Here is a 21,581-nt window from a genome sequence, read left to right on the forward strand (position 1 = left end):
TTTATAACAGTTGGTTAAAGTCCTCTATTCTATGAAAAAACTAACAATTGACAACTTTCGACATTTACAATACTATTTTAATATAGAATTGGAGGCTTAGTATTATGTCAACGTTAAAAAAACAGAAAATTGAAGAAAGTATTCCGGTAGAAACCTCTAATAGACAGAAAATTGTGGCTAGCGTTCCACAAAAAGGATTTTTTGGCCATCCTAAAGGATTATTTACGTTATTCTTTACAGAGTTCTGGGAGAGATTTTCGTACTATGGAATGAAAGCAATCCTTGTTTACTATATGTACTATTCCGTATCAAAAGGCGGTTTAGGGATTGATCAACAAACTGCCCTTGCAATTGCTTCTGTATATGGAGCTTTGATTTATATGTCCGGGATTATCGGAGGATGGGTGTCTGATAGATTAATAGGTCCCTCTAAGTCGATGTTTTATGGCGGAGTCTTAATCATGTTTGGTCATATTGCATTAGCTGTACCGGGCAGTATGACGATGTTCTTTGTATCGATGATTCTGATTATCCTTGGTACAGGATTACTAAAACCAAATATTTCAACTGTTCTCGGGGAAATGTACGATATTAACGATGCCCGTCGTGATGCAGGCTTCAGTATTTTTTACATGAGTGTAAACCTTGGCGCATTTATTGCTCCATTCATTGTTGGAACGGTCGGCATGAACTACAATTTCCATTTAGGTTTTGGAATTGCCGCGATCGGTATGTTCTTAGCGTTAGTCACTTATGTTCTTACTAGAAAGAAAAATCTTGGTCTTGCCGGCACGTTTGTTCATAACCCGTTATCACAAGAGGAAAAGAAAGGCACGTTTGTAAAATTCGGATTAGCAGCAGTTGTCATTGCGGTTATTGCCACTGTTGCCATAATGACTGGATTTTTAACCATTGACCGATTTATTGCTCTTGTTGGAATCCTTGGTTTTGTTATTCCAACCATCTATTTTATTTACATGTATCGTAGTCCAAAAACAACGAAGGAAGAGCGTTCACACTTAATTGCATTTATTCCGTTATTCCTTGCATCTGTTATGTTCTGGTCAATCCAAGAACAGGGTTCAACGATTCTGGCAGCATTTGCCGATAAAAGGACACAACTGGATTTTGCCGGAATGCATATTAATCCTTCTTGGTTCCAATCATTGAATCCATTGTTTATCGTTGTGTTTGCGCCAATCATCGGGGCACTTTGGGTAAAACTAGGGAAAAAAGCACCTACGATACCAGTTAAATTTGGTTTCGGTATCTTGTTTGCTGGTCTTTCATTCGTTGTCATTTTAGTACCTGCATTAATTGGCGGTTCCGGTGCACTAGTAAATCCGTTATGGCTTGTGCTTAGCTACTTTATTGTCGTTCTAGGTGAATTGTGTTTATCTCCGGTAGGTTTGTCAGCGACAACGAAACTGGCACCGGCTGCTTTCTCAGCGCAAATGATGAGTATGTGGCTGTTATCAAACGCTGCGGCCCAGGCACTTAACGCACAAATTGTTAAATTCTATACACCTGCAACGGAAATGACGTATTTTGGTGTCATTGGGGTTGTAGCAATTGTACTTTCGGTTATTTTATTTGCCTTATCACCGAAGATTCAAACCTTTATGAAGGATATTCGCTAATTTTAAAAACTGCGGGGGATGCTCTCCGCAGTTTTTTTATTGCCTCGATTTTTGGAGCGGAACGTTTCTTAGGGTATTATCATACATAATAATAGCCTTGATGATGGAGTTGATTATGTTTTGAAAAAGCCTGGCGTTGAGGAGGTTCTGCAGCAAGGAATCCACGGACCTTTAGAAACGAAACCGGATGAGCGGCGAAAATACTTAGGGACATTAAGGGAACGGATTGTGGTGGCCTTAAAGAAAATTCAGGTAGCGGAAGAAACGGTGTATCCGCAGGTGGAGAAGTTAATGAAGGAATACCCGAAAGCACATCTGTTTTTAAATGGGAATTTACCTTACGAGCAATTATCCAAGTATATAAAAAAGGCTGCCAAATATAATATTCGGCACACCATTGTGACCAATAAGGAAAGTGAAACAGACATTGGCCTGGTGCTGGCTATGGATTATGCGATTGAAAAGGATGAGATCTTTATTTTTAAAAAGGCACCAGAAATCCCGATTGCCAAAAAAGGTTTTTTTGCGAAGCTTTTTAAAAGGTAGGTTGATGAAAAAGTGTGTGACTCCAAGTGGGGCATGCGCTTTTTTGTTTTTAGTCGCGTTTTAAGTACTATAGGCGACCGAGGAGCGAGAAAAAAAGTGAGCAGGGTAGCGTATAAGGGCTATAGGCGACCGAGGGGCGAGAAAAAAAGTGAGGAGGGTAGCGTATAAGGACTATAGGCGACCGAGAGGGGAGAAAAGAAGTGAGGAGGGTAGCGTATGAGGGCTATAGGCGACCGAGGGGCGAGAAAAAAAGTGAGGAGGGTAGCGTATAAGGACTATAGGCGACCGAGAGGGGAGAAAAGAAGTGAGGAGGGTAGCGTATGAGGGCTATAGGCGACCGAGAGGGGAGAAAAAAAGTGAGGAGGGTAGCGTATAAGGGCTATAGGCGACCGAGAGGCGAGAAAAAGAGCCAGCAGGGTAGCGTATAAGGACTATAGGCGACCGAGAGGCGAGAAAAAGAGCCAGCAGAGTCGCGTATAAGGACTATAGGCGACCGAGAGACGAGAAAAAGAGCCAGCAGAGTCGCATATAAGGACTATAAGCGACCGGGAAGAGCCAAAAACAGCCCGCCCGTCGCCAATCACGTCCATAATTAAATTTTTTAAAACGATTCACTACTATTCCTCTTGCCATCCCCATTCACCGTTACGCTATCGACCAGCAGCTGCATATTAGTTAGAACCTTTGTACTGTAGGTAAAATCGCCATAGCAGTAGGGGTAGCGGAAATTGCTTTTATCGCCGTTGCAATTATAAAGCTCCGGTTGCTTTTTTACCTGCATTTGTGAAAATTGCTTCGCCAGTTCTTCGCTGTGCTTGCCGCCGTGCTTTGCCACAAAGGTGATATAACCGCTGCCCATGTTGTAGGCTTGAATAACTGTAGGGAAATCAACCTTTTGCTGATTTCCATAAGTGAGGACCCGGTGGAAATGCTTAACCCCCGCTTGAATGCTTTGCTTTGGATCCTGTATTGTATTCCGTGCCAGACCTGCTGATTCCGAAGCCTGCATGGGATCGCCGCCATGGCCGTGGCTTTCCTGCTGCATTAATGCTAGTAAAACATCGGTGTATTTTTCAAGGTGGTATTTTTCTAATTCACTTTGGAGCTGCGGACGATACTGTTTGACGGCAGCGAATGGATCTACTTGCATAAGAGGCTCTTGAGTCTTATGTTGAAAATGATTTTGAATCGCGGCTAAAATGCAAAACAGCACGAATAGACCGAAAAACGTTTTGGATTTCTTTCGTCTTCGTTTTTTCATAAGTGATTCTCCTAAACTAGTTAAGCCCTGCTGAAACAGTGGCCTGCAGTTCGATTGCTACGTTGCCCTGAATCGCTCTGCTGATCATGCAGGAGGTTTCGGCCTTCTTGGCAAGCCGATGGGCAAGCTGAATATCCCGTTCAGTGGCATCTGGTTTCAAAACAATATGAGGACGGTGGATAATTTTTTTATAAGTAAATACACCTTTGGTAACGTCAACGATGCCGTCTGATTCCATGGTTAAGCTTTCTTTTTCAAGACCGCTGCGCTGCATCATTGCCGCGAGTGTGATGATATAGCAGGTTGCTGCCGCCCCAAGCAGCATCTCATCCGGATTGGTGCCGACCCCTGGACCATCCATTTCCGGAGGGATGGAGATTTTCGTTTTCAAATTTCCAGCCTCAATCTCACCGACATCATTTCGTAAACCAGGCCAGTTTGCTGTTAAATGAAAAATATGTTCAGCCATGCTCATCCTCCCTTACGTATTCATCTATTTTTTGAAAAATATGGTATAGTTAGTTTAATAGATGTTCGGAAACGTCATCGGCTTTATTTTACCATTGTTAACTGGCAGGTTCCAAAAACTTATTAGTATTTGGGGAGGTAAATAAATGAAGTTTTTTCATTTTGGTCGTGAAGTGAGAAGGGAGATTACTGCATTTAATAGTATAAATGTTGGAATAACACCCATTGTTAAAAATGAAGCCCCCTCATCGATGGGCTGCATGTATTTGGATGAGGAAAGTGTTGTAGGAATGCATCCGGCTACGGTACCGCAGCTTTTTCTAGTAATAGAGGGTGAAGGATGGGTTCAGGTGGAAGGCGGCGAAAAAATAAAGGTTTCCAAAGGAACAGCTGTCTTCTGGGAAGACGGTGAGCAGCATGAGTCAGGAAGCAAAACTGGAATGACGGCTATTATTATTGAAAGTCCAAGCCTGAATCCGGAACAGTTTTTAAAAAGTATTTAAATAATAAAAATAGTGCATCCCAACTAGAGAGGATGCACTTGTAATTTTATTGTGGTCTGTCTATTTTGATTGATGCTAATCTACTTCTTTAAGCATTTTCTCAATATTTGTTAAACGCGCATTAAGATCATTAATGGCGTTCATTTGCTGTTTTAGCATGATTGAATTTTCCCTATCCAATTTTAGTCGTTCCTCCGCACGCCGCTCCGTACGGCGAACAATTCGAACGACAAAAATAATAAGAACAATAAGTAGGATAAGGGGAAGAAAAGCAACACCTAACCCAAACAATTGAAATAAAATATCCCCTGTATTTAAACCCATAAAATTGATCTCTCCTTTAATGTTTCCTGGTATAAAAAGATAAAGTATTACTCCTTCCTATTTTTTAAAGTTAAACTTTCTGCTAAATCGGCTATTAGCTGAGCATTAAGCGTGATGTTAAAAGAATTTAGCTCGTAGAATTTCATTGCTTTGCCATTCTCAGAAATTTCGTGATGACCTTTTATTAATTCCACGTCCTCTAATTTTTGCAGATGCAAATAAAGTAACGGCCTGCTGATACCTAACTCGCGAGCCAATTGGCTGACGTATTGTCTTTCTTGATGCAGGATGGCGATAATCCTGAGCCGATAGGGATTAGACAATGCTTCTAAAATCTTTAGTAACTCATTTCCATTTATATCTTTCATATGTAATAATTTTATTACAGGTATAATGAAATCACAACAATAAAATAAGAAAAATCTTAAAACTCATATAACTTGTCCATACTGAAGAAGGAATCATTGCGGTAAAGCGAAAAAGTTTGGTATTATCAATAGTAAAATAAGATTGGATCGGGGGGGACCGAAATGTCACGAATTTCAACAGAGCAGGTAAAGCATGTGTCCAATTTGGCAAGGCTTGCGATTACAGAAGAAGAGGCTGAAAAGTTTACAAAGCAGCTTGATTCCATCATCGCCTTTGCGGAGCAGTTAAATGAACTGGATACCGAGAATGTTAAACCTACATATCATGTGCTCGATATGAAAAATGTCTTGCGTGAGGACATTCCAAAGCCGGGATTACCGCAGGAAGAAGTATTGAAGAATGCGCCTGAACACAAAGATGGTCAATTTAAAGTGCCGTCGATTTTAGCGGAGTAGGAGGAAATATTGTGAGTTTATTTGATCATAAAGTATCAGATCTTCATGAGCTTTTACATAAAAAAGAGCTGAAAGTATCTGACCTTGTCGACGAATCGTATAAACGAATCGCTGAAGTAGACAACAAGGTCCAGGCCTTTTTAACATTAGATGAAGAACGGGCACGGCAGACAGCACAAGCCCTAGATGAAAAATTCAGCACCGATGCGGCCAAGGGGCTGCTGTTTGGCATGCCTATCGGAGTGAAAGACAACATTGTCACAAAAGGCTTAAGGACAACCTGTGCCAGCAAAATTCTTGAAAACTTTGACCCGATTTACGATGCGACTGTCGTACAAAAGCTAGCTCAAGCTGAAACAGTGACCATCGGGAAATTAAATATGGACGAGTTCGCGATGGGATCTTCAAATGAAAATTCCGGCTTCCAGAAAACACACAATCCATGGAATTTAGAGCGAGTTCCGGGTGGCTCTTCAGGCGGTTCTGCTGCTGCAGTGGCTGCGGGTGAAGTGCTATTTTCCCTTGGTTCTGATACAGGCGGTTCGATTCGTCAGCCGGCTGCTTTTTGTGGCGTCGTTGGTTTAAAACCAACATATGGCCGTGTTTCCCGTTTCGGACTCGTAGCATTTGCTTCCTCCCTTGATCAAATCGGGCCAATCACGAGAACGGTTGAAGACAACGCGTATTTGCTGCAAGCAATTTCGGGACTTGATCCAATGGACTCAACGTCTGCCAATGTAGACGTTCCTAATTTCACCGGCAGTTTAACTGGTGATGTCAAAGGTTTGAAAATCGCGGTTCCGAAAGAGTACCTTGGCGAAGGTGTTAGTGAATCTGTACGTCAATCCGTTATGGATGCATTAAAGGTATTAGAAGGTCTTGGAGCGGTTTGGGAAGAAGTGTCGCTGCCGCATTCTAAATATGCGCTGGCCACTTATTACCTATTATCATCATCCGAAGCATCAGCAAACCTTGCCCGCTTTGACGGCGTGCGCTACGGTTACCGGACACCAAATGCCGACAACCTTTTAGATTTATATAAAAATACGAGAGCAGAAGGCTTTGGTGATGAAGTCAAGCGCCGTATTATGCTCGGTACTTTTGCGTTAAGTTCAGGTTATTATGATGCTTACTATAAAAAGGCGCAAAAAGTACGTACTTTAATTAAGCAAGACTTTGAAAATGTGTTTGAAAAATATGATGTCATTGTTGGACCGACTACACCGACACCAGCGTTCAAAATTGGGGAAAATATCGAGGATCCAATGACAATGTACGTCAATGATATTTTAACGATTCCAGTAAACCTAGCCGGTGTACCGGGAATTTCAGTGCCATGCGGTTTTGATGGCGGACTTCCTCTTGGTCTGCAAATTATCGGCAAGCATTTTGATGAAGCAACGATTTATCGCGTTGCGCATGCGTTCGAGCAGGCAACAGACTATCATAAACAGAAGCCACAATTGTAGGGGGTGAATAGAATGGAATTTGAAACAGTGATTGGACTTGAAGTCCACGTAGAGTTAAAAACCGATTCGAAAATTTTCTCGTCCAGCCCAAACCATTTTGGTGCGGAGCCGAACACAAATACAACCGTAATTGATCTGGGTTATCCAGGCGTGCTTCCGGTTTTAAACAGGAAGGTCGTTGATTACGGAATGAAAGCAGCAATGGCGTTGAATTGTGAAATCGCAACGCACACAAAATTTGACCGTAAGAACTATTTTTATCCAGATAATCCAAAGGCCTATCAGATTTCGCAGTTTGACCAGCCGATTGGTGAACATGGCTGGATTGAAATTGAAGTAAATGGTTACACGAAAAAGATTGGAATTACCCGCATCCATTTAGAAGAAGATGCCGGTAAGCTAAATCATGAAAAAGGCTATTCATTGGTGGACATTAACCGTCAGGGAACACCGCTGATTGAAATCGTATCGGAACCCGATATACGCACACCGGATGAAGCCTATGCTTATTTGGAAAAATTAAAATCGATTGTTCAGTATACTGGTGTATCCGATTGTAAGATGGAGGAGGGGTCATTGCGCTGCGATGCCAATATTTCCATACGTCCTGTGGGACAAGAAGAATTTGGTACGAAAACCGAGTTAAAGAACTTAAACTCATTCAACTTTGTCCGAAAAGGTCTTGAGTTTGAAGAGAAGCGTCAAAGAGAAGTTGTATCTGCTGGCGGAAAAATCGAGCAGGAAACACGCCGCTTTGATGAAGCAACCGGTGCTACAATCCTGATGCGGGTAAAGGAAGGTTCTGATGATTACCGTTACTTCCCTGAGCCAGACTTACTTGAGCTTTATATTGATGAGGATTGGAAGGCTCGTATCCGTGCAGAGATTCCAGAGCTTCCGGATGAACGTCAAAAGCGCTATGTAGAAGATCTGGGGCTGCCATTGTATGATGCCAAGGTGCTGACGGTCATCAAAGAAACAGCTGACTTCTTTGAAGCGACCGTTAATGCCGGTGCTGATGCTAAACAGGCTTCCAATTGGATCATGGGTGAAGTTTCCGCTTATTTAAATGCCGAAGGAAAAGAACTGCACGAGGTTGCATTAACCCCGGAAGGTCTTGCCGGCATGATTAAATTGATTGAAAATGGCACTATTTCTTCAAAAATCGCTAAGACTGTTTTTAAAGAGTTAATCGAAAATGGTGGGGATGCTGAGAAGATTGTGAAAGAAAAAGGACTTGTCCAGATTTCAGATGAAGGTACACTTCTAAAAATCATTTCTGAGGTTTTGGATGCAAATCCAAAATCGATTGAGGACTTCAAAGGCGGTAAAGCAAAGGCTGCCGGCGCCCTAGTTGGTCAGATTATGAAAGCTACAAAGGGACAGGCCAATCCGCAAGTAGTAAACAAACTATTGCAGCAGGAATTACAAAAACGCTAAGATGATGGCTGGCAGAAGACTTTCTGCCGGCTGTTTTTATGCTAAGGATGTCGATGCGGGTTTCGACATCCTTTTTGCTATTTCCCGGGAAAAATCCTTTTGCAGTTGTGGGTTTATTGAGTTTTCAACTAAACGTTTGTTTGATATGGAAATATAGGAGTGTTTGTCGAATGGTGCTGGATGCGGGAGAGAAGGTTGTTTTTCAACAAATTACATGGGGAAATGAAATATTTCCTGGTACATAATCGACAATGTTTTACCGGATTTTGTGTGAGAAGCCTTATCATAATAGGTATTAGAGGGAATCTATTCAAACGTTTGAGTGAAAGTCATATTATGACAAAATTCAGTGGTGTTTTAAGGGGAGAAGCTTGATTTTTACAGGGAAATGTCTTTTTTTAATCAAACGTTTGTATGACGTAGAAATGTCGGAATAACACTAAGGAAATTTTTCGAAAATAAAAACACCCGAACGGGAGTAATAATCCCCGTCCAGGTGTTTTTGATTAGTTTTCTTCTTTTAACAAACGGATACTTTCATCAAACTCTTTTTCAATCTCTTCGTTTTTCTTATAGGTGATCAAGCTGACTACCACAGCAACGATGAGGTTGAAGACGAATCCCGGAACGATTTCATATAACGATTGCCCAAAGAATACTTTTCCAAGGTCGGCATTTTTCCAGACGATAACGGTAATGGCACCGACGATCATTCCGGATAATGCGCCCCAGTTCGTAATCTTTTTCCAGAATAAGCTTAAGAGAATAATTGGACCGAAGGAAGCGCCAAAGCCTGCCCATGCATAAGCAACAAGGTTTAAGATCGTGTTATCTTGCTTAAAAGCAAGTAAGGCGGCAATTACTGCAACTAGGAGCACGGCCATTCTTCCTAAGAAAACAAGACGGCGATCTGTCGCGTTTTTATTCATAACTACTTTATATAAGTCCTCAACAAGCGCACTGGACGTTACGATTAACTGTGATGAAATCGTACTCATGATGGCAGCAAGTATCGCTGCTAAAGCAAATCCCGCAAATAAGGGATGGAAGAAAATTTGGCTCAATGAAATGAACACTGCTTCCGCATTATTTAGGGTATGAGCTGTATTATTGTGGAAATAAGCAATACCGATTAAGGCCGTAAAGATTGTACCGATTAATGAGAAAATCATCCAGCCCATTCCAATACGGCGGGCGCTTTTTGTTTCTTTTACGGTTTTAATGGCCATAAAGCGGACAATGATATGCGGCTGGCCAAAGTAACCAAGTCCCCAGGCAGCGGCAGATACGATGCCGATAAAGGTTGTGCCTTTAAACAAGTCTAATAGAGTTGGGTCGATTGCCCGGATGGTATCAAATGTCTCAGCAGGGCCTCCAGTTTTGAAAATACCAATTGCCGGAACAAGGAGAAGGGCAATCAGCATCATCAATCCTTGAATAAAGTCCGTATAGCTGACGGCAAGGAAACCGCCGAACAGAGTGTAGGCAACAACAACGCCGCCGACAATGAGTAATCCAGTATGATAGCTGGTTCCAAATGAGTTTTCGAAAAAGACTGCGCCGGAAACCATTCCGGAAGAAACGTAGAAAGTAAAGAATAACAGGATAACAATACCAGAAACAATCCGTAATAACTTTGAATTGTCTTTAAAGCGGTTTTCTAAAAAACTAGGAATGGTAATGGAATCATTTGCAACTTTCGTGTAAGAACGTAAGCGCGGTGCAACAAACAGCCAGTTCAGATAAGCACCGATTGTTAACCCGATAGCAATCCACGCCTCAGCTAAACCGCTTACATAAATAGCTCCCGGCAGTCCCATTAACAGCCATCCGCTCATGTCAGCCGCACCGGCACTTAAGGCGGTTACTGCAGGCCCTAACGAACGGCCGCCAAGCATGTAATCTGTAAGATTGCTAGTTTTTCGATAAGCATACCAGCCAATCAAAAGCATCCCAACAATATAGATGATGATGGACACAAGCTGTAAAGTTTGATGTGACATATAAATCCCCCTTTTTTCAAAATTCAAATAATAATTGCAATAATATTTCCCCTTTGCTTAATATTCTATCAATTAGGCGCTCTTAATTCTAGTGGTAAAAATTATTTTTTTACGATAGTAAAATATATTTGTAAGATAGTTTTGGAACTATTTGTAAGCACCATCATTGTATGCTGTTCATAAAAGATTTATTATATAAACAAGTTGAAAGGAGTGGAAAGTTAAATGGATTTAAATAGTTGGTTTCAAAAGGGAATGACGGTTGATGAGTACATAATTGGTATGACCAGGAATAAGGAGGAAATGCAGTCAATTTACGAGCAGTTTACTTTAAAGGATGATGATCGGAGTAAGCTGGAGGCATTGAAGGGGAAGGGATTACGAGTAATCGTTTTATCTGAAGATTGGTGCGGGGATGCGCTGCTGAATAATCCTGTTTTACTTCGGGTGGCTGAAGGTGCTGATATCGATGTTCGTTTCCTGCTTCGCGATCAAAATCTTGAACTGATGGACCAGTATTTAACAAATGGCACATCGCGGGCGATTCCAATTTTTGTTTTTATTGATCAGGACGGGAATGAGATTGGCGTATGGGGTCCGCGCGCACCTGAAATGCAGGCACTAGTGGAAAAAGAGCGGGCTACGTTGCCTGATAAGGATGCTGCGGACTTCCAGGAAAAGCAAATGGCATTGTACAAAGGCCTTGCGAAAAGGTATCAAACGGAACCCGAAATTTGGCAGACGGTAGCGGCTAGTATTATTGCTACGTTATTAAAATAGGCTGGGATTTGGATGAAGGACAAAATTGGCTGTGTGCCATGTGAAAATGTCCTTCATAAGCGGTATGAAGGCCAAAAAAGGCTGTGGCTGGAGAGAAAATGGTCTTCATAAGCGGAATGAAGGCCAAAAAAGGTTGTGGCTCGAGTGAAAATGGTCTTCATAAGCGGAATGAAGGCCAAAATCGGTTGTGGCTGGAGAGAAAATGGTCTTCATAGGCTGAATGAAGGCCAAAATTAGTTGTGGCTGGAGAGAAAATGGTCTTCATAAGTGGAATGAAGGCCAAAAAAGGCTGTGACTCGAGTGAAAATGGTCTTCATAAGCGGAATGAAGACCAAAAAAGGCTGTGGCACGAGTGGAAATGGTCTTCATAAGCGGAATGAAGACCAAAAAAGGCTGTGGCACGAGTGGAAATGGTCTTCATAAGCGGAATGAAGACCAAAAACGGTTGTGGCTGGGGAGAAAATGGTCTTCACAAGCGGAATGAAGACCAAAAAAGGCTGTGACACGAGAGAAATGGTCTTCATAAGCGGAATGAAGACCAAAAACGGTTGTGGGGCCATCTCACAATGTCCTTCTTAACCAAGATAAAAGACAAAATTGCTCCAAAACCAAGCAAAATGTCTTTCATTAATGCTGTTTTGTAAAATTTGCTGTTTTCACTTTAGTTTGGACGCAAAAAAATGGTAACCCTTGGCGTAAAATTACACTTTTAAAATAAACTTCAAAATTTATCAGCGATTTTTTGAACGATATCAGCGAATCTAGGCTTTATCGGCGATTCAGCCAGTCTATCGGCGAATCACAAAACAACAATTCTTTAGAATAGAGCTTTCATTAAAAAGAGGGCGCATTTAGAATGCTGGCCCTCTTTTCTTACACCTTAAATCCGCTGCCCTTTGGCGGGATCAGGTCATTTTTTAAATTTTTATCATTAATTTTCGGCTCGATTCCTAGGATGAAGTTTCTGATATTGGAACGGTGAAGATAGATTAAAAAGAATGAAAATAATAAAAAGATTAGTTCAAAGTTAAAGTTAGCAGAATAGAAATCATAGATAAACATACTGAATCCAACAGAAATAGATCCTAAGAATACATATTTAGTTAAAAAGATGACCAGAAAGAAGATCAGATAAGCAATAATTAATAACGACAGGTCAGCAATTAACAAGGCCCCGGCGGTTGTTGCAATCGCCTTGCCACCCCTAAATCCGGCGAATATTGGGAAACAGTGACCGACAACTGCAGCCAGGCCAAAATACAATGGTTCCGCGTCGAGATGGAAAAACAGCGGAAGAGATGCTGCAAGGGCCCCTTTTCCAAGATCAATCAGCAGAACGAAGATAGCTGATTTTTTTCCAAGAACTCGGAGTGTGTTGGTCGCGCCCGGATTTTTGCTGCCAAGCTCACGGATATCTACTCCAAAGAATAACTTGCCCACAATTAAGGCAGTAGGAATGCTTCCTATTAAATAGGAAACAAAGAGGAGCAGCCAAAACATATGAATCATTCCCTTATTTAGTAAATTTGTAGTATGATTGTAACATGAAGAAATGGTAGAATTTTGTTGCAATTTCACGAATTGGAAAATTAAAAGGAGCGCTTTACATGGAAAAAGTAGATTTTGGCCAAGTTGCTAATAGTTATGCCCGCTCAAGAGAAGATATTCCAATTGCCTTGATGGAAAGCTTGCAGCTGCGCAATTTTATTTTTGAAGGGAAAAAGGTTGCTGATATTGGCTGTGGAACGGGTGCGTTGACGAGAAAAATTGCCATGAGAAGAGCGGATATTGTTGGGGTTGAACCATCGGAACACCTGCTGGAACAAGCAAAGGTTTTGAATAAGGTTAAAAATTTTACAATACCTTATCTCCAAGGATCCGCGGAGAATACCGGCCTCATAGATTCACAGTATGATATTGTAACCGTTATGCGGGCATGGCATTGGTTTGACCGCGAAAAGGCAATACGTGAAATGAAACGGATTTTAAAAAAGAATGGAACCATGATTGTGATCGATTCCGGGTTTCTGTCAGGGGCTCCCGTTGTTGAGACAACCTATAAAGTATTACATACATTTGTGGATAGCGGTTTAAAACCAGCCGGCTCGAAAGCGGCATCCAGGCAGCGTATTAATGGTTTTCCGGTAGAGTGGTTTGCAGAATGGCAGGCGGCCGGCTTTGAACTGCGGGATTTTTACAAACTGAAATATTCGGTAGAGTTTACAAAGAATGAATGGGTAGAGCGAGTGGAATCGATATCCTGGCTAGCGGGACTGGATGAAGCCCGCCGAAAACTAACACTAAATGAATTATCTAGCTCCCTTAAGGAAGAGGCCTCATTCACAATACCTCATGAATGCAATGTGTGTATTTTAAGATTAGCTGATTAGCATAAAAAAGGAGAGAACAAAAGTCTCTCCTTTCCCTATATTAGCCTTTCAAAAAGCGGCTTAAGAAGGTCCGCAGCCGTTCGCTTTTTGGTTTTTCAAAGATATCTTTTGGTTTTCCTTCTTCTTCAATCTGTCCATCATGTAAAAAGACAACGCGGTCAGCGATATCACGGGCAAAGTCCATTTCATGAGTGACTAAAATCATCGCCATGTCTGTTTCTTTCGCCAGGTCTTTGATAACCTGCAGTACCTCGCCAACAAGCTCCGGATCCAGGGCAGAGGTGACTTCATCAAACAGCATCACTTTCGGCTGCATCACGACGGCCCTTGCAATCGCAACCCGCTGTTTTTGCCCGCCGGAAAGCTGGGAAGGGTAAGCATCCAGCTTGTCACCGAGACCGACCTTTTCAAGCATATCCACTGCCCGGCGATTGGCTTCTTCTTTTGGCAGGCCGAGGACATGGATCGGTGCCTCGGTTACATTCCGTAATATCGTCATATGGGGGAAGAGGTTGAAGTGCTGGAACACCATACCGATATTCTTGCGCATTTCACGTAAATGCTTTTCATCAGCCGGCACCAATTTTCCGTTAACCTCCTTGTGCCATAGATGCTTTCCCTCGACTTTAATCGTACCTGAATCAGGCTGTTCCAACGTCATTAACATACGGATGATGGTCGTTTTTCCGGAACCGCTTGGGCCAATTAAGGCAACCTTTTCACCAGGAGAGATTTTCAAATCCACCCCTTTTAAAACTTCAACGTCACCGTACGTCTTTTTAATATTCTCATAGGCTGCAATTGGTACCTTTTTGTTTTTCATAGGATATATATTAGAGGTTTCTAGTTTCCTTTCTGGTAAACTCATCTTCTCATTCCTTCCTTTTTGTATAGAGTTATTACATTTCCGACCTTGCCTGGAATCGTTTCTTTACTCGCTGTTTTTTCTTTGGGCTGAAGGCCTGTTTCGACCGCTGCTCCAGCTTATTCATCAACAGGGCGGATGGGTAACTAAGTAATAAGAACAATAATCCGACAATCGTAATTGGCTCGAGATATTTAAAGCTTTCGGACCCAATCAGCTGTGCTTTTTGCAGGAACTCTCCAATGCCAATAGCCATTAAAATAGGTGTTTCTTTAAATAATACAAGTAAATAATTGCCCAGCATTGGAATAACCGGGGGAATTGCTTGCGGTAAAATTATTCGGAACCACGTTTGCGTCTTCGAGAAGTTCATCGTTTTGGCAGCCTCCCATTGACCATTAGGAACGGCTTCAATCCCTGAGCGATACACTTCGGATATATACGTGCTGTAATGGATCCCTAATGTAAGGATTCCGGCCGCATACTTGTTAATGGAAATGCCTATGGCAGGCAGGGCAAAATAGACAAAGAATAATTGAACAAGCGGGGGAGTACTTCTAATAAATTCAATACAACCACTGGTAAGCCATGATAATGGTTTAAATCTTGTTCTTCTGGCAAATGTCAGACCCAATCCAAGGATTAATGCGACCAAGAAGGCTCCGAATGTGATGGCAATAACAAGCCAAATGGCCTCGGAAATTTCAGGGAAAACATCAATCGCGAATTTCCAATCCCAGTTCATGCATTAGCCACCCCTTTCGCATAACGTTTCTCCAATTTCTTAGCAGTAATAATCAGCGGCAGCGCAATGATAAAGTAAACAATCAAAAGGGTGGTGAAAACAGGCATTGTATAGCTGATGTTGGCATTTTGCAGAATTAACCCTTTGTAGGTTAAATCCGTTAACGTAATTAAGGAAACAAGCGATGTTCCTTTTAACAGCTCGATGGAAATATTTCCGAAGCCCGGAAGCATCATTCGGAAAGCCTGCGGAAGAATGACAAGTCTCATGCGCTGGAAATGGGTCATATTTAACGCAATCGAGGCTTCTGTCTGCCCTTTGGGGATTGCTAGAATGGCACCTCGGACGACTTCGGAGCCATAGGCGCCGTAATTCAGCCCAAGGGCGACGACACTGGCAAGAAAGGGAGTGAATTGGATACCGAAAGCTGGAAGGGCAAAGAAAACCCAAAATAATTGCACCAGCAAGGAGGTTCCTCGAAAAAGTTCTACATAAAAGGCTGACACTTTCCGAATGAAGGCGAACTTCGAAACGCGGCCAAGCCCGGCAATAAGGGCAACCGCAAAGGCTAATACGGCCGATGCAGCTAATATTTCAATGGTAACAAGTGCACCGGGTAAAAGTTTTGAAAATATATCTACATAAGTACTGATGTTTCATCCCTCCAAAGTTGGTAGTTTTTAAGGTTACAAGAAAAGGCACTCTTTAGACGGAGTGCCTCTATTTTTCATAGTGATTACTTGCAAAGTTCCTTCGCTGTTACATCACCAGGGATTTCTTTTTCGGTAAAACCGAACTCACTGATAATGTCCAAAAGTTCTCCGGATTCTTTTAACTTTTTAAGTTCTTTGTTATAGGCTTGCAAAATTTCGTCATCACCAGGTTTAAAGGCAGCAGCCCCATACCCGCGGACACTTTCTCCGTCAACAACAGGCTGGGTGAAATCTTCGACGATTTCAATATTTTTAGCATTGGCTGTTTCAAGAGCGGATTTTAGTGTAGGCCCTGTCATGGTAATCGCGTCTACACGCTTCGATTCAAGTGCGGTGATGTTGGATGGAATATCGGTGACAAATTCCATCTGGCTTTCTTTCACACCTGCAGCTTTAAGATACTCAATTTCAATTGCCCCGTTCATGACAGATACCTTAACGTCAGGATTTTTTGCAATGTCCTTGTAGTTGTGGATATTTTTGGGGTTTCCCTTTTGAACGGCAAGTGCTTCACCAATCGTATAATCCGGTTCCCCAAAAGCTACTTGTTCACAGCGTTTTGGTGTTATATACATTCCAGCTGTAATAACATCAAATTTCCCAGCCTTTAGCCCAGGTATGAGTGAGCTAAATTTCGTTAACTTTCCTTCCATTTCTTCAATACCCATTTTCTTAAAGATGGTACGGGCAACTTCAACGGCTTCACCTGTCAGGTTCCCGTTTTCGTCTTCGTATGCATATGGTTTTTCGCCGGCGAAGCCAACGACAATTTTTCCTTCCTTCTTTGCCTTTTCAAGGGTAGACATATTCTTATCCCCTGAAGTGGTGACCGAACATGCGGCAAGCAATAGAGCTGATAGACAAAATATCATAATGGCTTTTATTTTTTTCAAATCAATCCCCCTCAAATTTTGTATTTCCTGATTGGAGAAATGGAAGAAAACTGGGCATGTGGGTATGTGTTTCATTGTAACGGATGGAAAATATTCAGACAAATCGGATATCTTAGGGTTATTTGGAGTGAGACTGTCTTACACGGTCTCTTGTCAAAAGAGCGGTTATTTACATAGTTATCCTCCCGGATGCTCCTGAATGCTATACAATACTATGTATATTCGGTTAATTTATCCTAAAATAGAAAATGGAACCAAAGTCTCAATAGGAAACTTCAAACACGCATCATACCAACGTTTTAGTGTGGGTGATGTGCTGGTATATGAAAATCCAAATAAAACTTTAAAAAATTATTAAAAAAAGTGTAGGGTTATTGCAAAATCATTTCGTCTATTACAGTGAACAAATCAAAAAGAAGGGGGGAGAGAGTGATTACGGACACTGTGTTAATTGAAGAAGTGCTGCAAGGCAATGACCATGCCTTCCGTTTGTTGGTTGAGAAATACCGTAATGATGTGTTCCGGACCGTCTTTGCGGTGCTTCATGACCAAAAGGAAGCAGAAGATGCGGCACAGGAAGTGTTTATAAAAATTTATACCTCTCTCCCCCAATATGAATATCAAGGCTTTAAAACATGGATGACACGAATTGCTGTAAATCATGCGATCGATGTGAAACGAAAACAAGTGAGAAGAAAAGAGGAAATCATTGAGACGATAGAAGAGCAAGTGGTTGGGACGCCGCGGGATGATGTAGAAAAAACGATTATCGAAACGGACCGGCGCAGGCTCGTTAGAAAAAGGCTGGGGGAGCTGCCGGAGAATTACCGTGATGTCATCTACGGATTTTATATCGAGGAAAAAAGCTATCAGCAAATGGCCAAGGAACAGAACGTGCAAGTGAAAACAATTGAAACCAAATTGTACCGGGCGCGAAATTGGATGAAGAAGAATTGGAAGGAGGACGATTTTTCATGACGCATTACACCTATGAAGAATGGCTGAAATACGTACGAAATGAACTAGAAAGCAGTACTCGTGAAAATCTTGAAACCCATTTATACACATGCGACCAATGCTTAGAACACTACCTGCAAGCCGTAGAAGCAAACGAAACATCGCTCCCAACCCTTTCAAACGAACAAAACTTCACCGACCTCGTCATGAAGCAAGTTTCGGCAGTACCGGCAGCGGTGCCTGACACTAATTCGGAAATAGTTCGGGAAATGGTGCCTGACACCAAAGATGACACCAAATTACAAAAAAGGCCATTTTATCAGCAGGCGGTGTTTCATTATTTGCTGGCGGTGGCTGCGACGTTGTTGTTGATGTTTTCTGGGGCGTTTCAGTCGCTGGTGAAGTATGCGGCAGTGTTTGATTCGCAGAGTGTGCAGGAAAGGAAGCCTTCGGTGACGGAAGGTGTTATGAATAAGACATTTGCATGGATGGACTCTTTGGAGAAGAAGGAGGCAATTAAGAAATGAAAAACTCAACGAAGGCATTAACATTATCGTTATTTCCGGGCCTCGGTCATATTTACTTCGGTAACGTGGTTCGCGGTGGCCTTTATTTACTATCCGTTGTCGGCTTGGCGTTTGCTACCGTCATAGGAATACTGACAGGTAACCAGCCGCTCCCTATTTTTACCTTTATGGCAGGGGTCTTCATTTATATCATCAGCTTTATTGACATGGGCGTCCAGATTTCGAAGCAAAAGAAAGCCCTTGTGGCGGCGGACCCCGATTATCAACAGTCAAAGGCGGGACAAGATTCGGAACGATTCTATACGATCATCCTTTCCTTTATTCCAGGCCTTGGTCATTTTCAGCTTGGGTTGATGAACCGCGGGCTTACTTTATTGGCCACCTTCTTGGGACTTGGTGTCATGGTGATTTTCATATCGGTCCTTTCGAATCGCGGGGAGTTTCTTGTGTTCCTTGCTGCTTTGCCCATTATCTGGTTGTACGGATTTTTTGATGCCGTCCAGCAGGTGAACAAGAAGCAACGCGGAGACGAGCTGGTGGATAAGACCATTTACGAGGACTTTGAAACTCTTCGGGAAGACGGGAAAAAGAGCAAAGCCATTGCCACTTTTCTGTCGATTTTTCCGGGAGCCGGCCATCTGTATTTAGGTCTGCAGCGCCGTGGGATTCAATTAATGGCTGCATTCCTGCTTTCGGTATATATCTTAGATGTGTTAAGGCTTGGCATCTTTCTGTTCCTAATCCCAATTATCTGGTTCTACAGCTTCTTTGACGGCTTGCAGAAGGTTTCCCGATATGGTGAGGATGAAATGGAAGATGTACCGATTATCCATTATTTTATGAATCATCAAAAATGGGTCGGAATTGGACTTATCGTAATGGGGCTCTACTATTTAGCCATGAACATCCTGCTCCCTGCATTTCGTCCGATGTTAACAAGATTTTTTAATGACGATATCATGTATTGGATTCAAGAGTATGTGCAAACCGGGATTATTTGTCTGTTATTCATCGGCGGCGGCATTAAACTTTTATCCGGCAGTAAACAGAAAAGAGAGGCGAAAAAGTCATGAAAAGATGGAAAAAACGAGCAGCTGGCGTCATTGTAATTGGTGCAGGTATTGGTTTTCTTTTTAGAAAACGAAAAGGGGGAATAAAAGCATGAGGACGTGGAGGGTAGGTACGTTTTCGATGGGCATCCTGCTCCTGATGCTCGGACTTTTTCTCTTCTTCTCAAGGTTTCTTGGGATGGATCTGATCCAAGTCATGTCGGCGTGGTGGCCGGTTATCTTAATTGTTCTTGGGATTGAAATTCTGATTTATTTGTTTTTAGCACGGCAGGAAAAACCAATCCTCCAATATGATTTTTTAAGTATTTTCTTTGTTGCCATCATTGGTACATTAGGAATCGCTTTTGCGGTGTTGAGTTCAACCGGCTTGATGGGGAAGGTAGAGGAGGTCGTTGCCAGAGAAGAACAATCGTTTGACCTGCCTGGTTTTTCTCATAAAATAGATGATCGTATTCATCGAGTTGTTGTTCGAAATGTTGGCTATGATACAACCATTGAAGCAACGGATGCCAAAGAGGTTTCGATGTTCGGGACATACCGGGTGCAAGCAGTGAAGAATAAAGAACTGTTAAAAAGTGCAAACGATTATCTTACCGCTAATCAAAAGGGCGACACACTTTATATCAATTTAAAGCAGCTTCCGAATGAATCTGGCCCATTTTATACGCAAGCGATTGTTGCGGCAACCATCCTTATTCCGAAAGATGTGAAATTGGATTTAGTTGGGACCAGTGAGTCTCTTACATTAAAACCGCGGGCCCTTTCGAATGATTGGAAGATTGAAAATGCTTCAAATGTTACGGTAGACTCCTCGGAAAGCAAAGATTTAAAGCTTGCCGCAAACAGTGAAGTGTTTAAAGGGAAAGAGTGGAAGGTTTCTAATAAGGATGACCAAGATGAATCAGGTGAAAAAATGGGTGTTTATCAGTCTGGGGAAGGAAAATATCATATAAATATTGTTAATTCCTATCATGTAAGTCTATTAACTGGAAAATAATCCATCTGTAATTTTTGCAAAATGGGCAAAAAAGGTTATGATAGTAAATGGGCTTTTGCCTGCATATTATTTGTAACTGTTAGTGTTAATTGGTAAAATATTGAATTGACTAATAAGCCATTGTTGATTTTTAAAAATAGGTGGATGAATTTATGAAAAGAGCAAGACTGATTTACAATCCTACATCTGGACGCGAAATGATTAAGCGTCATTTGCCGGAAATTCTTGAAAAATTAGAGAAGGCCGGATATGAAGCATCCTGCCATGCAACGACCGGCGCCGGTGATGCGACACAAGCAGCGCGAATTGCTGTTGAGCGTCAATATGATGTTGTCATTGCTGCAGGTGGAGATGGTACCATTAATGAAGTGGTGAATGGCCTTGCGGAGCAGGAGTATCGCCCGAAATTAGGTATTATCCCTTCAGGCACGACAAATGATTTTGCCCGCGCCCTTCATATCCCAAGAGATGTTTCTTCCGCTGTTGACATCATTACAAATGGGGAGTTGATCCCTGTCGATATCGGCCGGATTAATGATAAATATTTTATTAATATTGCCGGCGGCGGCAGATTGACAGAACTTACGTATGAAGTGCCCAGCAAGTTAAAAACGATGTTAGGTCAGCTTGCCTACTATTTAAAAGGGATGGAAATGCTGCCTTCGATTAAAGCATCTCATTTGCGGATTGAGTATGATGGTAAGCTATTTGAAGGCGAAGCGATGATGTTTCTTGTCGGGCTGACAAATTCCATCGGCGGGTTTGAAAAACTGTCCCCGGACTCTTCGATTAATGATGGGTTATTTTCCTTATTGATCTTGAAAAAGGTTAATCTTGCTGAGTTTGTCCGTGTGTCTACGTTAGCGATCCGCGGCGAGCATGTGAATGACCCGAACGTGATTTATACAAAAGCCAACCACATTAAAGTGCAATCCGCTGAAAAGGTTCAGTTAAATCTAGATGGGGAATTTGGCGGCTTGCTGCCAGCTGAATTTGCGAACCTGTACCGGCATTTAGAGGTATTCGTGCCGCTGGATGATATCCGCCCTAACGACCGTCCAACTGATTGGACTTCTGGGAAAAGATATAGCTAAGACAAGTTCGTTCCTTACGGGGAGCGGACTTTTTTAATGTCCTTTTTTGGAACGCGGATAAAGTGCTCGAAT

General features: G+C 42.1%; 23 protein-coding genes. 13 read left to right on the top strand and 10 right to left on the bottom strand.

Features of this window, described 5'->3' with window-relative positions:
• The first annotated feature begins 104 nt into the window (after positions 1–104).
• Both A6749_RS14815 and A6749_RS14820 read left to right on the top strand, forming a co-directional pair.
• Entirely contained in the window at positions 105–1,640 is a 1,536-nt protein-coding gene (locus tag A6749_RS14815; protein WP_066390967.1) for a peptide MFS transporter, read from the top strand.
• A 120-nt stretch (positions 1,641–1,760) separates the two neighbouring features.
• Positions 1,761–2,186 (top strand): YueI family protein, encoded by a 426-nt coding sequence (locus A6749_RS14820; RefSeq protein WP_066390969.1) that lies wholly within the window; start codon positions 1,761–1,763, stop codon positions 2,184–2,186.
• Between the two features lie 601 nt (positions 2,187–2,787).
• Here the strand turns inward: A6749_RS14820 and A6749_RS14825 are convergent.
• Together A6749_RS14825 and A6749_RS14830 are read right to left on the bottom strand one after the other, a co-directional pair.
• Complete coding sequence (locus A6749_RS14825) at positions 2,788–3,447, bottom strand: lysozyme family protein (RefSeq protein ID WP_066390973.1); 660 nt, start codon at positions 3,445–3,447, stop codon at positions 2,788–2,790.
• 16 nt (positions 3,448–3,463) lie between these two features.
• Positions 3,464–3,916, bottom strand: a complete 453-nt coding sequence (locus A6749_RS14830; protein ID WP_066390974.1) for an OsmC family protein — start codon at positions 3,914–3,916, stop codon at positions 3,464–3,466.
• A gap of 145 nt (positions 3,917–4,061) precedes the next feature.
• Between A6749_RS14830 and A6749_RS14835 the strand changes: the two genes are divergently transcribed.
• Complete coding sequence (locus A6749_RS14835; RefSeq protein WP_066390975.1) at positions 4,062–4,418, top strand: cupin domain-containing protein; 357 nt, start codon at positions 4,062–4,064, stop codon at positions 4,416–4,418.
• Between the two features lie 75 nt (positions 4,419–4,493).
• Here the strand turns inward: A6749_RS14835 and A6749_RS14840 are convergent, their stop codons facing one another.
• The gene (locus A6749_RS14840; RefSeq protein ID WP_066390977.1) at positions 4,494–4,742 is read right to left on the bottom strand and encodes a hypothetical protein; all 249 of its coding nucleotides are present in this window, start codon (positions 4,740–4,742) and stop codon (positions 4,494–4,496) included.
• Between the two features lie 47 nt (positions 4,743–4,789).
• Positions 4,790–5,110: an ArsR/SmtB family transcription factor gene (locus A6749_RS14845; RefSeq protein ID WP_066390978.1), complete on the bottom strand. Its 321-nt coding sequence runs from the start codon at positions 5,108–5,110 to the stop codon at positions 4,790–4,792.
• A gap of 162 nt (positions 5,111–5,272) precedes the next feature.
• Here A6749_RS14845 and gatC point away from each other — a divergent pair, with 162 nt between their 5' ends.
• The 3 genes from gatC to gatB are packed head-to-tail and all read left to right on the top strand — an operon-like array spanning position 5,273 to position 8,475.
• Entirely contained in the window at positions 5,273–5,566 is a 294-nt protein-coding gene (gene gatC / locus A6749_RS14850) for an Asp-tRNA(Asn)/Glu-tRNA(Gln) amidotransferase subunit GatC (RefSeq protein WP_066390980.1), read from the top strand.
• 11 nt (positions 5,567–5,577) lie between these two features.
• Complete coding sequence (gene gatA / locus A6749_RS14855; RefSeq protein ID WP_066390982.1) at positions 5,578–7,035, top strand: Asp-tRNA(Asn)/Glu-tRNA(Gln) amidotransferase subunit GatA; 1,458 nt, start codon at positions 5,578–5,580, stop codon at positions 7,033–7,035.
• Positions 7,036–7,047: 12 nt separating this feature from the next.
• Positions 7,048–8,475 (top strand): Asp-tRNA(Asn)/Glu-tRNA(Gln) amidotransferase subunit GatB, encoded by a 1,428-nt coding sequence (gene gatB / locus A6749_RS14860; protein WP_066390985.1) that lies wholly within the window; start codon positions 7,048–7,050, stop codon positions 8,473–8,475.
• Between the two features lie 506 nt (positions 8,476–8,981).
• Here gatB and putP read toward each other — a convergent pair.
• The gene (gene putP, locus A6749_RS14865; protein WP_066390995.1) at positions 8,982–10,478 is read right to left on the bottom strand and encodes a sodium/proline symporter PutP; all 1,497 of its coding nucleotides are present in this window, start codon (positions 10,476–10,478) and stop codon (positions 8,982–8,984) included.
• A gap of 225 nt (positions 10,479–10,703) precedes the next feature.
• On the opposite strand from putP, the gene A6749_RS14870 reads away from it, so the two are divergent.
• Positions 10,704–11,258: a thioredoxin family protein gene (locus A6749_RS14870; protein WP_066390997.1), complete on the top strand. Its 555-nt coding sequence runs from the start codon at positions 10,704–10,706 to the stop codon at positions 11,256–11,258.
• Between the two features lie 873 nt (positions 11,259–12,131).
• Here A6749_RS14870 and plsY read toward each other — a convergent pair.
• The gene (gene plsY / locus A6749_RS14875; protein ID WP_066390998.1) at positions 12,132–12,758 is read right to left on the bottom strand and encodes a glycerol-3-phosphate 1-O-acyltransferase PlsY; all 627 of its coding nucleotides are present in this window, start codon (positions 12,756–12,758) and stop codon (positions 12,132–12,134) included.
• A gap of 107 nt (positions 12,759–12,865) precedes the next feature.
• On the opposite strand from plsY, the gene A6749_RS14880 reads away from it, so the two are divergent.
• Entirely contained in the window at positions 12,866–13,648 is a 783-nt protein-coding gene (locus A6749_RS14880; protein WP_066391000.1) for a class I SAM-dependent methyltransferase, read from the top strand.
• A gap of 40 nt (positions 13,649–13,688) precedes the next feature.
• Here A6749_RS14880 and ehuA read toward each other — a convergent pair whose 3' ends face one another.
• The 4 genes from ehuA to ehuB all read right to left on the bottom strand — a co-directional run bounded on the left by ehuA (position 13,689) and on the right by ehuB (position 16,864).
• Entirely contained in the window at positions 13,689–14,471 is a 783-nt protein-coding gene (ehuA, locus tag A6749_RS14885; RefSeq protein WP_236719797.1) for an ectoine/hydroxyectoine ABC transporter ATP-binding protein EhuA, read from the bottom strand.
• A gap of 76 nt (positions 14,472–14,547) precedes the next feature.
• Positions 14,548–15,258 carry an ectoine/hydroxyectoine ABC transporter permease subunit EhuD gene (ehuD, locus tag A6749_RS14890; protein ID WP_066391004.1) on the bottom strand — a complete coding sequence of 237 codons (711 nt, stop codon included), beginning with the start codon at positions 15,256–15,258 and terminating at the stop codon, positions 14,548–14,550.
• Entirely contained in the window at positions 15,255–15,911 is a 657-nt protein-coding gene (ehuC, locus tag A6749_RS14895) for an ectoine/hydroxyectoine ABC transporter permease subunit EhuC (RefSeq protein ID WP_066391006.1), read from the bottom strand. The genes ehuD and ehuC overlap by 4 nt, the downstream gene beginning before the upstream one ends.
• Positions 15,912–15,994: 83 nt before the next feature.
• A complete protein-coding gene (gene ehuB / locus A6749_RS14900) occupies positions 15,995–16,864 on the bottom strand; it encodes an ectoine/hydroxyectoine ABC transporter substrate-binding protein EhuB (RefSeq protein WP_066391008.1) in 870 nt (289 codons plus the stop codon).
• Between the two features lie 432 nt (positions 16,865–17,296).
• On the opposite strand from ehuB, the gene A6749_RS14905 reads away from it, so the two are divergent.
• The 5 genes from A6749_RS14905 (at position 17,297) to A6749_RS14925 (ending at position 21,509) form a co-directional block, all read left to right on the top strand.
• Positions 17,297–17,842 carry an RNA polymerase sigma factor gene (locus tag A6749_RS14905; protein ID WP_236719798.1) on the top strand — a complete coding sequence of 182 codons (546 nt, stop codon included), beginning with the start codon at positions 17,297–17,299 and terminating at the stop codon, positions 17,840–17,842.
• The gene (locus A6749_RS14910) at positions 17,839–18,348 is read left to right on the top strand and encodes an anti-sigma factor family protein (protein ID WP_066391009.1); all 510 of its coding nucleotides are present in this window, start codon (positions 17,839–17,841) and stop codon (positions 18,346–18,348) included. The genes A6749_RS14905 and A6749_RS14910 overlap by 4 nt, the downstream gene beginning before the upstream one ends.
• Positions 18,345–19,421, top strand: coding sequence for a hypothetical protein (locus A6749_RS14915; RefSeq protein ID WP_066391015.1), 1,077 nt, complete (start codon positions 18,345–18,347; stop codon positions 19,419–19,421). Before A6749_RS14910 ends, A6749_RS14915 begins: the two co-directional genes overlap by 4 nt.
• Positions 19,422–19,509: 88 nt before the next feature.
• The gene (locus A6749_RS14920; RefSeq protein WP_066391017.1) at positions 19,510–20,415 is read left to right on the top strand and encodes an ECF transporter S component family protein; all 906 of its coding nucleotides are present in this window, start codon (positions 19,510–19,512) and stop codon (positions 20,413–20,415) included.
• A 152-nt stretch (positions 20,416–20,567) separates the two neighbouring features.
• Positions 20,568–21,509 carry a diacylglycerol kinase gene (locus tag A6749_RS14925; RefSeq protein ID WP_066391018.1) on the top strand — a complete coding sequence of 314 codons (942 nt, stop codon included), beginning with the start codon at positions 20,568–20,570 and terminating at the stop codon, positions 21,507–21,509.
• The last annotated feature ends 72 nt before the right edge of the window (positions 21,510–21,581 follow it).

Source organism: Neobacillus mesonae (assembly GCF_001636315.1).
Lineage (GTDB): Bacteria > Bacillota > Bacilli > Bacillales > Cytobacillaceae > Neobacillus > Neobacillus mesonae.

Bases quoted from the DNA above. Each gene is read 5' to 3' on its own strand.
- A6749_RS14815 (WP_066390967.1), top strand. From the start codon at position 105: ATGTCAACGTTAAAAAAACAGAAAATTGAAGAAAGTATTCCGGTAGAA.
- A6749_RS14920 (WP_066391017.1), top strand. From the start codon at position 19,510: ATGAGGACGTGGAGGGTAGGTACGTTTTCGATGGGCATCCTGCTCCTG.
- plsY (WP_066390998.1), bottom strand. From the start codon at position 12,758: ATGTTTTGGCTGCTCCTCTTTGTTTCCTATTTAATAGGAAGCATTCCT.
- A6749_RS14845 (WP_066390978.1), bottom strand. From the start codon at position 5,110: ATGAAAGATATAAATGGAAATGAGTTACTAAAGATTTTAGAAGCATTG.
- gatB (WP_066390985.1), top strand. From the start codon at position 7,048: ATGGAATTTGAAACAGTGATTGGACTTGAAGTCCACGTAGAGTTAAAA.
- ehuA (WP_236719797.1), bottom strand. From the start codon at position 14,471: ATGAAAAACAAAAAGGTACCAATTGCAGCCTATGAGAATATTAAAAAG.
- putP (WP_066390995.1), bottom strand. From the start codon at position 10,478: ATGTCACATCAAACTTTACAGCTTGTGTCCATCATCATCTATATTGTT.
- A6749_RS14825 (WP_066390973.1), bottom strand. From the start codon at position 3,447: ATGAAAAAACGAAGACGAAAGAAATCCAAAACGTTTTTCGGTCTATTC.
- A6749_RS14880 (WP_066391000.1), top strand. From the start codon at position 12,866: ATGGAAAAAGTAGATTTTGGCCAAGTTGCTAATAGTTATGCCCGCTCA.
- A6749_RS14830 (WP_066390974.1), bottom strand. From the start codon at position 3,916: ATGGCTGAACATATTTTTCATTTAACAGCAAACTGGCCTGGTTTACGA.
- A6749_RS14870 (WP_066390997.1), top strand. From the start codon at position 10,704: ATGGATTTAAATAGTTGGTTTCAAAAGGGAATGACGGTTGATGAGTAC.
- gatC (WP_066390980.1), top strand. From the start codon at position 5,273: ATGTCACGAATTTCAACAGAGCAGGTAAAGCATGTGTCCAATTTGGCA.
- ehuD (WP_066391004.1), bottom strand. From the start codon at position 15,258: ATGAACTGGGATTGGAAATTCGCGATTGATGTTTTCCCTGAAATTTCC.
- A6749_RS14840 (WP_066390977.1), bottom strand. From the start codon at position 4,742: ATGGGTTTAAATACAGGGGATATTTTATTTCAATTGTTTGGGTTAGGT.
- A6749_RS14910 (WP_066391009.1), top strand. From the start codon at position 17,839: ATGACGCATTACACCTATGAAGAATGGCTGAAATACGTACGAAATGAA.
- A6749_RS14915 (WP_066391015.1), top strand. From the start codon at position 18,345: ATGAAAAACTCAACGAAGGCATTAACATTATCGTTATTTCCGGGCCTC.
- A6749_RS14925 (WP_066391018.1), top strand. From the start codon at position 20,568: ATGAAAAGAGCAAGACTGATTTACAATCCTACATCTGGACGCGAAATG.
- A6749_RS14835 (WP_066390975.1), top strand. From the start codon at position 4,062: ATGAAGTTTTTTCATTTTGGTCGTGAAGTGAGAAGGGAGATTACTGCA.